The organism is Vibrio owensii CAIM 1854 = LMG 25443 (genome assembly GCF_000817815.1).
Taxonomy (GTDB): Bacteria; Pseudomonadota; Gammaproteobacteria; order Enterobacterales; family Vibrionaceae; genus Vibrio; species Vibrio owensii.
Genome location: NZ_JPRD01000015.1, coordinates 1 through 13,508 on the forward strand (window position 1 = coordinate 1; position 13,508 = coordinate 13,508).

Consider the following 13,508-nt stretch of genomic DNA (forward strand, 5'->3'; position numbering starts at 1 on the left):
AGGCAATAGCTCTCAAGGTGGAGATTCACTCAAAGGTGGAGAGAATAATGGTAATGAGCCCGTATCTTTTCATGATAAAGACAAGTCAAATATGCTTCAGCAAAGTTTGCAGGGGTATGATTCGTCTGATCGAGTAAATGAATCTGAGAAAGCTTTTGAACGATTGTTAGAAACAGCAACGGATGCCAGCACTATTCCAACTCCGTCAGCTGAAGGTAAGCCGATTAACACTAACGTTGGTCTCACAGCAGAGGAGCGTTCGAATGTTAAGATGGCTAAGGGGATGATTCTTCGTCCTTTAAGGGCAGCATTGAAATCAAAAGACTGGGTTAAAAACTCATTCGGAAGACGCGGCGAGCGACTTGCTCAAGACAGGTTGTATCGAGCGTTGATTGATGGAAAATGCATGGAGACTGAAACCGTTTCTAAAAGTGAAAATACTGCGGTAACGACACTTTTGGATATGTCCTCGTCTATGAAGGACAGTATGGATGGAGGTCGAAATTCAGGTCCGCGTCGTTGCGATGTTGCTGAACAAGTAATGCTCGCATTGAGTTCTGCGCTTGACCAATTAAAGGTTGTGAATTCTGCGTATTTCTTCCAAACGGATGAAAACACAGGTTCAATTATCCGCCCTTATAAAACTTTTAAAGAAAAAGCCAAAACTATGGAAAAACGCATTGGTATCACACCATCAGGCGGGACTCCAACAGGTGAGGCTCTTTGGAAAGCACTTGTTGATATCAATCAACGTCGAGAACCACGAAAGGTAATTTATATAATTACTGACGGCTGTGCTCAGAGTGCAACACAACTGCAGGCAGGTTATGAACTAGCTGAATCATTAGGTATTGAGATTTATACAGTACTGATTGGTTTGGATTGGAAGTATGACTTTGCTCAGGATAAGTTTTGTCGAGTATTTAATGCTCGTGACTTAGGTCGCGCATTCAAAGACATTACTATCAAATCTATCTAATTTAACCAACCCACAAGGGGCTACTATTTCCCCCTTGCGGGGTATATGTAGCCCTATTTTATTTAGGAGCTACTTATGAATACTGAAACAACACAGTCCAAAAATGAGTTGTTTTTGGTAGATCGAAGAGATGGTAAACTTGGAGTTCATTTTCGTTCTGTGGTTGACGCAGAAGGAAAAGTTCAACCAATACCTAGAGAACTAAAACACTACATCGGCTCAATTCCAATTGAGCGTGATGGAAGTTTTTCTGAGGTCCGTATGCCTTTCGACGAATACCTTAAGCAAGTTAATTTGGCTAAAGCTAAGAAATAGGAGCGACACGATATGAGTGACAAGATCGATGATAGCAAGGATGTATTCAAACTTGTGAAGTCAATCGCTGATTATACTCAAGTGTATGCTCGGCTTGGCTGTGGTCACATAATCAACTCGGGAAAGTTAAAGCGCCATTGGCCTTGTCCTAAAACCGATAACTCGGGGTCATCTAAATCAACAAAATTTAGATTACACAAGGACTTTGCTACAAACGGAAGATGCATTCACAACGATGTAAATAATGGTCAGTATATGGGCATTATTGAATTCACAATGTGGATGTACAATCTTGGCGAAATTGATGCTGCAATGGAAGTGCTGGATGCTGCAGGGATACAATATGAAGATCTGAGAAGAGATTCGAATCGTCCCCGCATGAATGAAGGTGCAACACCAGTACCAACTTTAACTCCGGAGCTTATAGCAGAACGCAAACAGACAGAGTTTGCCAAGGGTAAGCGAGCAGTAGAATCAATTGCAAAGATTTGGTCAGCGGGTGTTCCACTCACCAATCCCAATGCACTTGATCTGCTCGATAAATACATGCAAGAACGTGGGCTACCACCAGGTCATGCGGCAAAAATGCCACAGCACCTGCGAGTTCACTTTAACTTGCTATATCCTGGCTACTACAGAGAATCAGAAAAAGCTGCATGGTATGCAGGTGTGATGGTTCCAATGTGTGATGCGACTGGTAAGCGATGCAATTTTCATCGTCATTACTTTCAAAAGAAAACTGGTAAGAAAATCCCTGAAGACAACAGAAAACTCATGATGGAAGCGCCATGGTCACTAGAGCCTGGTTCTTTCCTTGAATATGATGAGCCGGAAGTGTTCGAAGGTGAAAATGGAGAGAAAAGTGCTCTTATCCAAGTTGGTGAGGGTATGGAAACAATGGAAGGCGTTCGTGCGGGTACCAATTTGCCAGTGCAGCCAATGTTTTCTGATTATTTCTTGAAAAATTACCAACCGCCAGTAATTGAAGGCGTGAAACCTGAAAATTATTTTATTGAAATTTATGAAGATAAAGATGTTTCAGGTGCTGGAACGAGAGCTTGTAATGCGTTAGCCCAAAGGCTTACAAAATTAGGTTATCGTTGCCGCAAACATGTCCCGCCAATGGATATTCCGGAAGGAGCTAAAGGCGTGGATTGGTTAGATGTCTGGAACAAATTAGGTGTTATGGCATTCCATGAGGAATTGCGTGACCCTGATTTGGAACAGGCACAGTTGGAAAGGGAAGAAGCTTTAAAAGCTGAAGCCAACATCCAAATGACCTAAAACTTAATTAACCCCGAACCTTATGGTTCGGGGTTTTTTTTTCCAAAAAATTGTGGTCAATCGAGGTATCGAGAATGGTGGACATATTTCTTTGGAGACCAATCGCACAGATCAAGAGCTTCGCTAATGGCGTGTTTCATCCACATTCGTTTGAAGAAAACATCATTCCAAGCGTCGTTGCCAGCCATTAATGCAATCTCCACTAAATCTTTTTTCTGTATAAAGATGTTGCTTTGAGTGCCATCAACAAACTCCAAAGCTGCATATGCACCAATTAATTCGCCGCGGGCTGAATCCTTAGTGAAGTCAGGAGATATATGGGTAACAAAATCATTGTTCTGAAGTTCAAAGTTATCGTTGCTAAACACTACATCAGCGGTGACTGACTTTAGTCCCGCATAAGAATACGCTCTGTGAAGCTTACCACGCACAGTTTCATAGATATTTAGCACTATGACTCCATCTTTCTCATGACAAGGTCTTGCCGACACGTACAACTCGCCTGAGATGGGCGTCAGAGATAAGTTCTTTTCTGCTGCTACGCTAGCGAGGTTATAAGATTCCATGGCAATCCGCTCTTCACCGAAATGATATTCAGCCGCGATTCGGGCTAGGCTAAAGGATAGGAACATTGCTTCCTGATGGAAATTGTCACGCCACAGTTTGCTGAAGTTCTCGAGGTAACTCTTTCTGGCATTGATGGTATTGAACGCGACTTGGTATGCCTTATTAATGGCTTCAGTTGAATTGAAAGTGTGAAAGTTTCGTAACTCATGAAGAGTCATCAAATCTCTCAACTCTTGGCTCAAACCACTTTTATTAAGACGATAAATTGCTCGGTAAAGTGCTGTCTCAAGCATGATAAGCTCTAATACTTTATGATCGAGCCTTGCTGATGCCGGTACTAGCTTTTTTGCTTCGCTCAAAGATACGTATCCGTATACGTTCTGGCCGGAATACGAACCCGAAAACAAAGCACCTGTAGGTTGAGTTTCCTGCTTGTCGGAATATTGAACCTTACCATTAGTTAACATCACCTTTGAATCATCGCCAAAAAACGAAAAGTTAACCACATGAAGTTTAGGATCTGACCGATGACAACAGGTTAATCCCTTCGCAGTCATTACTGGGAAGAAGTCCCATTCAATCAGCTCATTTGGAGTTATCTCAATACTAGGCTCTTTCGGCAGCTTATTGCTATTTTTGTTTAAAGCCAACATGAAATAGTCTGCAAATGCGACGTTAGAATAAGCTTCTTGAGATGCACCTTCTTTTAAGCATGTTTGTCGGGAGAATTCAGTATACGAGCGGAGAATAGATGCATTAAGCGAATTAGCATTGATAAACTGTGTTAGCTCGATATCTCTTGGGGTCATTATTTTCACTCAAACATAGGTAAGACATAGAGCATTGCTAAGGTGAATTGGGGGGTAGCTTTACTCTATGTCTTGATAGGGGCTTACTGTTTCTGCTGGGCTTGCTTTTCCAAACCAGAAATATAAGTTTCAAGCTCTTTGATCTTTTGAAGGTTCGCATCTTTTTCGCGTGCTGCGGTCAACATGTCTGCCTGAGCTTTAGCTGGTAGATAAGCTTGAATGAAGACACGGAACTCACCAGTTTTCGGATCAGGAATTACAACGCGTTCAGTGATTTCATGGCCGAACAAGCCTGCCTGATTAACACGAGCTTCAATGTTTTCTTCTCGGATTACTGAGTTAGAACCGCCAGAGTTAGTGATACTCGATGACTCCAAAGAGGTAATCTCCGTAGCAATGTGCTTGATAAGGTTTTGCTCAGCAAGAAGCACAGCCTGGTTGATCGCAAATTGAATATCTTCGTTTGTTGCAGTGGCAACAGAGTATAAAGCTCCGCGTGCACCGCGAGGTGGGTTTAGGTACCACTCAGGAGTTCCATCCAACAGCGCTTGCGTTGAAGCTGCTTGGTTTTTGATTGTAATCTGCTCGGCAGAAAGGGTTTCAGTTTGCTCAGGGTTACTAGAACATGCAGTAATTGCGCTAACAAGCATCGCTGAAATTGTAAGCTGTTTTAAATTCATAAACTGTCCTTTAGAAAGTTTTTAATAACTTAAATGATTAGTGTTTTTCAGCTTGCGTTGAAGCTGTTGGAGTCACTATAGCAAAATCTATTGAAAAGCTTCTGATCTTATTATATTTCAAAGAATGGATTATAAGTAATTGAAATGTAGGATATTGGAAGCTGCATGGTGACGTGCGCGTTAATTAAAATACCAATGGCAAGACATTGCAAGTGATGAAACATAAATTATAACATGGGCTACACCACTACTTAATGCTGGGATTCTGAACTTATATCGAAGTGGATAAAAAAGAGGCACCCCCGCGTAACTGAAGAGATCTGCAAAAAGGTGGCTAAGGTAGCCGATAGCTAGAGGCCACATGAATAAAACATACAAATCAGTCGAGCCGTTAACTGTAAAGATGTAGGTTTTCAGAGCCCAGGCAATAGCGATAATAGCAAGCAAAGAATGCGTTATCCCACGATGTCCGAAAATGCCGGACAAAGGGTAACTGATGAATGGAACTTTTGACCCAAACGAACTATCTGGTGTATCGACGTCAGGTAACAATGCCCCGAATAAACATACGAACATGCCGAGATAAAACAAATGAGGTTGTTGAAAAAGCACAAAATCTGGCATCAATTTGGCTGAGACCAAATAAGCGCTTGCTGCCATTGCAAAATGACCAGTTACATTCACGATAGTTACTCCAATAAATTGCGAAATTTACGCAGATGTACTTCAGTACATGTTTGGGTACTCATAGGGGGTTAGATTCAAGTGTATCATAGGTGAAAGTTAGTTAAACAATACTGATCAGATTACATTTGCCATAAAGTCTCATTTAGAAAAAGGTAATGTCCAGGTAGTTTACGCAAATTAAAGTGATTATGGGGACTGTCTAACAATGACCAACAGACGTAAATCAAAGAAGATATCTAAAGTTGAGCGAGTACTGAGTAATGACTTGCGGCATGTACCTTACAATCAGCTTGTCGCAAGTGGTTTTTCTGATGAAGAAGTGGCCCGTGAACTAGATAGACGCGACCACCTTAAGGAAGGAGATTATGGTTACCGTTTTTATCCATCCTTAAATTCTGTGAACCAAGCAAGTTTAATCCTAACTCATCACTATATTGGCGACCGTTCATCTGGAAACAATGTTGGTCTTGTAAGATGGATGCGTGAATCTTGCGAAGACGCATGGGCCGAAAAAGAACTAATTTTGCCGCAAATTTACAGATCTCGATATCTTGGTGTCTATTGGTTTTTCAAAACCAACAATGACAACAATAGCATTCAATTGATGTGGGTCAGCCATGAGAAAGAATACTCAAAACAAACTCAATCTTTTAAAGTAGACAAAAGGATTGATATAACACAACATATTCTTAATCGCGTAACTCTCAGAATGTACGAGCTATTCTTGAAATCTTGCTCAGGGTTGGGAGTAGTAGAATGGGTTCAACAAATCTTTCTCAGTTCTTTGAACAAGTTATTTGCTGATTGTCATGAGCTTGAGTATGATAAGTATAACTTCGTAACGGCAGTCAATACCCCCGGCTGTCTGACACTTGTTACTGTCACAGAGAAAAATCGATGAAAAAATTAATAGCTATTACAGCGGTAGCTTTAGTGCTGTCCGCCTGCGACAATGGTCCAGATAAAACAAGTACAGCTAGTGATTCACCTGCAACGACTGTTGAGCAAGTTGAACAGAACGAAACAACGCAGGCACCTAAAGTCAAACATGTTGCTGACGAAAAGACCCAGAACTATGTTGATGAACTTTATGCACAAGCTGATGAACATATGAAAGATGTACTGAGCACAATTATTCGACCATATTCCGCTCTTACAGAAAGTCAGAAACAAAACTCAAAGCAAGTCGCAATCAATGAGCTTCACCGCGACCCTAAGTCTGGTGAGTGGAGTGCTGTAATCGACTTCCTTAATTCTGAACACAGCGTTAAGGTCCCTGTGAATGGATTCGACAGCTTTCTAGTTAATGGAGTTGCTTACGAGATTGTGAAATCTGAAGACGGTCAATTATATGCGATGCAGCAAGGTTCTAACTAAGGCACTAGCTCTATCGTCTATCCTATTGTCTGGGTTAGCTACTGCGGCCTGGACGCATGGAAGTTACAGTAACATTCTAAATACAGCTTTAAAGTATCAACCTCAGTTCGAGACTAAGTTACGTAGTTCCAGTGCGGATATCAAAATGGGCGCAGATATACGGTATGACCTATCTACCTTGAGAAAGGCGTACACACGTAAAATGCGCCCAATGCCAGATGAATTAGTTAGAATATTCAAAGAACGACATTTCAATATAATTACCATTCCATATTACAAAAATGGCTTCGGTAAGCAGCGAGCTGGCGGCCTAGATAAGACCGTAGAGTATTTTATGGCTTTCGCAAAGGCTGAAACAGACCAAGACATAAAGCTAATGCTGACAATGTTCGCGACTTATTATTACGCGGAATCACATTATCCATCCAGTACAGTCAGCTACTACGACCACAGAACCTTTTCCAGAGGGGACTCCCACGGAAATGAATATTGCCTGTCAAAAAATAACCCAAGCATACCAAGTTCACTAAATTGTCGCCTCAGCGTGAATTCATTTTGGTCAAAGTTGATAGAAAGAGTTGAGTTAGAAGTTGATGGTGACAATGTTGCTTTAGTACCAGTAAAAGCTGTTATTGAAGAAACTGCAAACCTTGCCCCATATGTTTATAGTGTACCTCCGAATTATGGGTTACATCCCCAGTACATCGATTTAGCAAATCAGCTAGCTAAACAACAGGGTGAGATCGCTGCGGCCAGGATAGTTGCGTTGTGGAACTGGCTTTATAATCTATAAAGGGTGATGTGATGGCATTAGATTGGAAAATCATAAACAAACACGGTGATGGTAGTAAAGTTGAACGACTATTAAAAGACCCATGGTGGTTGAAATCAGACAAACGCAACGAGCCTCGAGCACAGAAAGAATTGCAAAAAATTTACGAGGCAGAACAGCATATTCTGTGCTCTTGCAATGATGCTCGAATGTTCGCTCGATACACAAACGAAAAATACCACATCGTTAATCACCCTGTGCTTGGTAGACATAGTACAAAATGCCCATTTTATACTGATATTAGTGGGGAAATATCCCCACATGAATTCGGTGGGGAAGTAGAGTACAGGGAGATCATGACTTTTTGCCTGCATAATTCACTCAATGAAAATCCGAGTGAGCATGAAATTTGTGAACAGGATGAACCAAATGACAAAAATGGTAACCCTAGAAGGCATAAATTACTACGTTTGCTTTATCAACTTTGTCATGACTCTTTTAACTATGTTTACTATGGTCCAGTAGAGAAGAGACCAAAATCCATTGCTTTGCAAGCTAAACTACATGATGCTGCAGAGACCATTGCTTTTGGTGAATATAAGCTCAAAGACTGGTTGTATTATGGAGCAAAAGGCCACATGTTCGCTGAACGTAGGCTAAGAGGTTTGAAAAGCTGGAAAGGACCTGGTAGGCCACATTGCTTCCTTATAGAAATTGCTGAGAAAATTGATCGTAATGGTAATGAGTTAGCACTGGATGGTGAATCTAAATACTATGAACGTGTCATTTGGCCTGGCAGGGAATCTACATCAGGCCCTTACATCATATTAAGTAGTCTAGTCAAAGATGATGTGGATAATGATGTGTTTCGCCACACCGCATGTGTTAAACCAATAGTGGCTCATAATGTCTTAATGCCAATTGATAGTAACTACGAACGAACCTTTGCGATATCGCTCATCGAGGCAATTAACCGTAACCCGAAGGTAGAGACAGATGATGGTAGGGTAGCCAAATGCACACTGATGAAGCCGCTAAAACCAATTGAAAGTTTAAAAGGTGAAATGCTCCTCCCTGACTTTATCGTGCAGTGTAAGGTGGGTAAAGAAGTAGTACGGCGTGATATTGTTGAAGTTATGGGCTTCGGTGACACGGAATACGCGGAAAGAAAGAAACGTTTGATACCCAAAATGAAAGTCGCTTTCCGTGGCGACCGGGTAGTCGAAATCTCAAAAGATTCGAATGTTGACATAGCCAAGTTTGTTGGTGAAGTTTTTTACTTGCATAAATAACGTAATATCAATTTCTAGATATACCGGTCGCAGCTATGCGGCCGGTTTTTTATATTGATCAGCTGTTTAGCAAGTTTTGATCCCATTACATTTCACGCTTCATCGTAAATGGTCTTTGATAGTCTCTTCCTAAGTTCGAATACATAGTTTCACATAGGGTGATAGAGACATGGAAAACCAATCAGCAGATATCAACGAAAAGTGTACAAGTGCAGATACAATGATGTTTCTCCCTGTAGTAGATGAAACCGATATCGTTGATTCCCATTCTGTAGATAAAGTAGTTCACTCAATCCCTGAATCTACAGCGATTTTTTTGCCTGTACCAGATGTACCAGATAATGAAGCTAGCATTCAGAATCCAGAAGCTTCTAAAGAAAACATTTCAGATGCTGTTGAGGCATCATATAAGAAGTTAAGCGATGACGTCTTAAAGTACTGGAAAGCTATCTTTCAGATCAATGATCAATTTATCGATGTCGTGGCAAGTGCCTTGGATTATTGGGATTGCCCAATAGAAGGGGAGCGAGAACTATTCTTCTTCCTCTGCTCAGTTACGTCGAAGAGTTATCAGGTCGATAATGGAACGAATAATCCTTACGCTCCATGCAATGCAGATCTTAACTCGGTAAGGCAAGGTCTTCAGGTTTTAGCAGCAAGTAAAGCAACGTTCGATCCATTACTAACTACGGCGTATCACGAGGTACGATTTGAAAAAGAGACCGGGCGTTACAAATTGACAGTCGGTACCAACTATAAAGGGAAAGTCCTGGCCGCAAAGCAGAACGGTATCATCAAAGATGTAATGGTAAGACTGGTTTACTCAAACGATAAGTTTGAGTGGAAGGGAAAAGATGCGATTCCTCGACATTACTACGATCCATTTGCTCCTCTGAAATCGCGGGGGAGTTTAATTGCAGGCTATACAGTTAGCATTCTGGATAACCAGGAGTGCATGTCGCATCTTGTTATGGCTTCGGAGCTTTCAACTTTACTTGATATGTCCAGGGACAAAGACATTGTCGCAAACTGGCATGAGAAGATGCTTCTAAAAAGTGTAATTAACCAGACTGAGTCTACATGGCATTACTTCGTGCCAAATAAACATGATGAATTAAGTAAGAAGGATCGGAGGACAAAACTTACTGAGGTCGGTAAGTACATGACACCATTTTTGAGTGTCTATCAACTGGGTGTTGAAAAGAGAAAGGTTATTAACGCAATTGCTTACGCCATTACATTTTTCCAGGATGAAGCTACTGCTGTTCGGGAAGCGGAGTCTATCCTCATGGCTATCTATGATGACGTTGAGCTGGCAAAAGCATCAAGTTACAGTTTGATATCTATGGTGCTCGCATTAGAGAAATACTCATTATCTGCAATGAAAGGGAAGGATCATGTCTTCTTTTATGCAAGCAAAAATGGAGTACCTACTGCCGAAGTCGGAGTTATGTACAAAGGGTACCGCGAGATCGCATTCAATAAAACATTTAAGGGCTTGTTGCCGCCGGTGGATAAAATTGACTATCAAGTTGTACGAGCTAATGACACCTTTGTATATAAAGGTCGTTACAAAATGCCAGAATTTCGAATGGCTCCAATTGAACAAAGAGGTGAAGTGATAGGCGGATATGTCGCAGCTCATCGCGGAGACAAACTCATTGTGAGTTATGTTCGACGGGAAACCATGGATAAGGTAGCCGCATGTGCTCATTCAGGTATTGTAAAGAACAAATGGCCTGAGAAATATGCGATCAAAACGATTTTGCGCCAGAGTTTTTTGGACTGGCTATAACGATAGAAAGAACGAAGTAATGAATCTAGAAAATACAGTAAAAGACCAATATGGTAAATCACTACACCAAGTAATCAAAGCAATCTGCGCACGCGAAGATTTCGAAGATATTGGAGTCAAGAATGGCCTTGACTGTTATATGCCGCTATTCCATACGCTTGATGATTTATATGGCACTGGGTTGTTTTTGCCAAATGAGTTATATTCTTTATTGTCACAAGGAACAACCGTCGAGTTTCTTAGGAACCTTCGAGACAGGGTTTTGGCTTGTTCACGTCCGATTACAGTGAAACAAAGTAAACAACAATTACATTAAGTGGTGAGATGAAAAAGAATCTGGTGTTAATGCTGAGTCTTGTTGTATCCGCGGCAAGCCATGCTGAGATTATTAAAAGAGAATACAGTGCTTATTCTGTTTGGATCGACTGTGATTCTCGATCCCCGGTGATGGTTAGCACGAGTGCTGGAGTCGATCAGGGAAACATCGAGAGGCGTGATGCTTTCGACTATGACCCAGCGCTAGATAGTCGGTGTCAGCAAACTAGTCGTAAACCATACTCTGGCAAATTCGAAGGTGGCTCGTATCATCGAGGCCATTTAGTCAATGCCAATTTATTTGATGGGAGCCGACAGCTGATGGATGAAACGTTTTATATGACTAATATTGTTCCTCAAAACTCTGTGTCAAACATTGGCGCATGGAAACAGACAGAAGTTATTCAGGAGTGTTGGCGCGGCGATAAAGATGTAGGAACACCTGGTACGATTATGATGTTCGCAGGACCACTATATTCTGACCCAAGTAATGACTACTTTCTGAATTCACACGGTGTTCGCACTCCAGAGTATATGTGGAAACTGTTAATTAGTAACAAACGGTTTGCCGCGTGGGTAATACCAAACGACCGAACAGCAACTAAAAATAATTTAGACACATTCCTAGTATCTATTAACCAACTTGAACAACGCATTGGGTTTAAGCTTGGTTTGAATGAGCAAATGTTTGATAAAAATTATAAGCCAAAGATGGCTGAGGTTGGTGTAAATTCATTTTGTTTTAAAAACCTAAGGGACTAAAGAAGAACGATGCTGAAAATCACTCTTCCCGTGCAGCCTGTAGATCTGTCACAGATGCTGTTCCAACACAATTCGCATATCATTGATATGGAGCTAGCTGAAAGATATGGTTGCTCGATCGTTGTTGGTTCGTTTCGCGAAGTGAATGATGAACGTGACCGTTTAGGGCTGTCACGCGTAACAGAAGCTAGGCCATCAGAAGTGTCAACCGCGGATTATGCCAAAGACTATCAGGATGTGACACTGAGCCTTCATCACCGGAAAGCAGCATTTATATCCAGTTTCATTCATCCCTATAAAGAGAAGTATTTTACTGGTCGCGTACAGTTTGAATTGTTCGTAAATGGTATCGAAGCTGAAGAAAAGTTTCTGGTTATCCGAAGAACAGGCCTTAAGCCACTAGCTAAGCCAGACACATACTCAAACAATAATGAGATACATGTCTCCGACAGTTGTCAGCCTGGAAATACAAGGCCAAAGTTGGCCTTGAAACTACGAATTGAACGATTTGTAAAAAAGTATGGTGATTTAATTAAATGGACAGGGAAAACTTTATTGGCCCTGTTAGGGGTGTTAATGATCCTCTGGTTTGTTGGCACATACAAAGAGCAGCCAACCTCAACCGAACATCAAAATAAAATACTAAGTAGTGCCTTTGCTGAAGGTAATCAGGATGGAAACGAACCGACTATGATTAGCAATCAACTCGAGAGTATTACTAACCCTACCAAAAACAATGATTCTTCTGATATTCAGTAAAAAAAAGGTAAGGTGAAAATTGCACCTTACCCATTCTAAACAATGTTTGACCGCAAATTATCTAAAAACCAAAGCGCTTTTCATGGACGTTTCCTTCATTGCAATCTCAAAGTCATCCCAAGGTACCCCTTTAATTTTTGCTAAGTTTTCCCAGGAAGGGTCTTTGTGAAATTCAAGGAAAGGTTCAGGGTTTAGTTTTTTGCGTCCCAATATCACTTCGTAGTGAAGGTGAGGACCAGTTGACAAGCCAGTTTCACCAGTAAAACCAATTACATCCCCTTTTCGTACAAATTGGTTATTCTTTACGTTGAATGAATCAAGGTGGCTATAGCTGGTGGCAAATCCATACGAGTGATCGATTCGAATAAAATTGCCATTGCCAACATTTGAGTTTGATGGGCGAATTACTTCAACATATCCATCTGCCGGGGCGTAGATTGGGGTCCCTACAGGCGCACCAAAATCAACAGCCTGATGGAATTTGGATGCTCGAGGTTCATATTTTAGGTTTCTTGAGCCGTAACCCGAAGTGATCTGGAACTTCTCATCCAACACTGGCGATAAAGGTATTGAAGACATTAACAAATTAAAGGTGTTAGCCTTTACCTGCGTTGGAAGTACTGAGTTTGAGAAAGTGATCATTTCAGCTTCAGGCATTTCCAAAACAAAGGCAAGGTCTGAGTATTTATCACGTAGCTTATTAATGTTTTCAAAGGATTTGAATAAACCATACTGTAAGGTGTTCATCTTATCGGTGACTTCAATATGCGCTTTCTCTAATTCTTGAAAATCAAACTCCTGTTTTTTCAGCTTGTAGCGCAAATCATTTTCTACTGCAGAGCTCGACATTAGTGCCGCAAGTTGGTCAATGTCGCGAATGACAGGTTCAGCTATGTTAGAGCTTGCGGGTGTCGCCTCTGCGTTATTAATGAACTGAGGGAGGTAGTTAGCTGTTAACCCGACAATGAGACCAGATAGGGCATACAACCAGTGAGAACGTTTCTTTAGTGATTTGGATACAGTCATAGTACTAATATGCCTTTAAATTTCTTTCTGCTTACGCACTTGCAGAGCTTTTCGTATTGAATACAAAACACAGGAGGTTGATGTGTTTA

The 13,508-nt window shown here is 41.2% G+C and carries 15 protein-coding genes; 11 read left to right on the forward strand and 4 right to left on the reverse strand.

Features of this window, described 5'->3' with window-relative positions; genetic code table 11:
• The 3 genes from H735_RS08410 to H735_RS32185 form a co-directional block, all read left to right on the forward strand.
• Positions 1 to 979: VWA domain-containing protein (locus H735_RS08410; protein WP_042979779.1), on the forward strand; the 979-nt coding region annotated here is incomplete at its 5' end.
• A 75-nt stretch (positions 980 to 1,054) separates the two neighbouring features.
• Positions 1,055 to 1,294, forward strand: a complete 240-nt coding sequence (locus H735_RS08415) for a hypothetical protein (protein WP_020194170.1) — start codon at positions 1,055 to 1,057, stop codon at positions 1,292 to 1,294.
• 12 nt (positions 1,295 to 1,306) lie between these two features.
• On the forward strand, positions 1,307 to 2,578 hold the full coding sequence (locus H735_RS32185) for a DUF7146 domain-containing protein (RefSeq protein WP_020194171.1): 1,272 nt from the start codon (positions 1,307 to 1,309) through the stop codon (positions 2,576 to 2,578).
• A gap of 56 nt (positions 2,579 to 2,634) precedes the next feature.
• Here the strand turns inward: H735_RS32185 and H735_RS08425 are convergent, their stop codons facing one another.
• From H735_RS08425 to H735_RS08435, 3 genes are all read right to left on the reverse strand, one after another.
• Positions 2,635 to 3,954, reverse strand: a complete 1,320-nt coding sequence (locus H735_RS08425; protein ID WP_020194172.1) for a recombinase RecT — start codon at positions 3,952 to 3,954, stop codon at positions 2,635 to 2,637.
• Between the two features lie 83 nt (positions 3,955 to 4,037).
• Complete coding sequence (locus H735_RS08430) at positions 4,038 to 4,634, reverse strand: hypothetical protein (protein ID WP_020194173.1); 597 nt, start codon at positions 4,632 to 4,634, stop codon at positions 4,038 to 4,040.
• A 180-nt stretch (positions 4,635 to 4,814) separates the two neighbouring features.
• Positions 4,815 to 5,318: a metal-dependent hydrolase gene (locus tag H735_RS08435; RefSeq protein WP_020194174.1), complete on the reverse strand. Its 504-nt coding sequence runs from the start codon at positions 5,316 to 5,318 to the stop codon at positions 4,815 to 4,817.
• A gap of 208 nt (positions 5,319 to 5,526) precedes the next feature.
• On the opposite strand from H735_RS08435, the gene H735_RS08440 reads away from it, so the two are divergent.
• The 8 genes from H735_RS08440 (at position 5,527) to H735_RS08475 (ending at position 12,393) form a co-directional block, all read left to right on the forward strand.
• Complete coding sequence (locus tag H735_RS08440; RefSeq protein ID WP_020194175.1) at positions 5,527 to 6,222, forward strand: hypothetical protein; 696 nt, start codon at positions 5,527 to 5,529, stop codon at positions 6,220 to 6,222.
• Positions 6,219 to 6,698: a hypothetical protein gene (locus H735_RS08445; RefSeq protein ID WP_020194176.1), complete on the forward strand. Its 480-nt coding sequence runs from the start codon at positions 6,219 to 6,221 to the stop codon at positions 6,696 to 6,698. Before H735_RS08440 ends, H735_RS08445 begins: the two co-directional genes overlap by 4 nt.
• A 211-nt stretch (positions 6,699 to 6,909) precedes the next feature.
• On the forward strand, positions 6,910 to 7,491 hold the full coding sequence (locus H735_RS08450) for a hypothetical protein (protein ID WP_144382843.1): 582 nt from the start codon (positions 6,910 to 6,912) through the stop codon (positions 7,489 to 7,491).
• An 11-nt stretch (positions 7,492 to 7,502) separates the two neighbouring features.
• Positions 7,503 to 8,762: a DUF1173 family protein gene (locus H735_RS08455; protein WP_020194178.1), complete on the forward strand. Its 1,260-nt coding sequence runs from the start codon at positions 7,503 to 7,505 to the stop codon at positions 8,760 to 8,762.
• A 169-nt stretch (positions 8,763 to 8,931) separates the two neighbouring features.
• Complete coding sequence (locus tag H735_RS08460; protein WP_020194179.1) at positions 8,932 to 10,557, forward strand: recombinase RecT; 1,626 nt, start codon at positions 8,932 to 8,934, stop codon at positions 10,555 to 10,557.
• A 19-nt stretch (positions 10,558 to 10,576) separates the two neighbouring features.
• Entirely contained in the window at positions 10,577 to 10,873 is a 297-nt protein-coding gene (locus tag H735_RS08465; protein WP_020194180.1) for a hypothetical protein, read from the forward strand.
• Positions 10,874 to 10,881: 8 nt separating this feature from the next.
• Positions 10,882 to 11,634, forward strand: coding sequence for a DNA/RNA non-specific endonuclease (locus H735_RS08470; RefSeq protein WP_020194181.1), 753 nt, complete (start codon positions 10,882 to 10,884; stop codon positions 11,632 to 11,634).
• A gap of 9 nt (positions 11,635 to 11,643) precedes the next feature.
• Positions 11,644 to 12,393 carry a hypothetical protein gene (locus H735_RS08475; protein WP_020194182.1) on the forward strand — a complete coding sequence of 250 codons (750 nt, stop codon included), beginning with the start codon at positions 11,644 to 11,646 and terminating at the stop codon, positions 12,391 to 12,393.
• A gap of 57 nt (positions 12,394 to 12,450) precedes the next feature.
• Here the strand turns inward: H735_RS08475 and H735_RS08480 are convergent, their stop codons facing one another.
• Entirely contained in the window at positions 12,451 to 13,242 is a 792-nt protein-coding gene (locus tag H735_RS08480; protein WP_152447559.1) for a M23 family metallopeptidase, read from the reverse strand.
• Positions 13,243 to 13,508 lie beyond the last annotated feature (266 nt).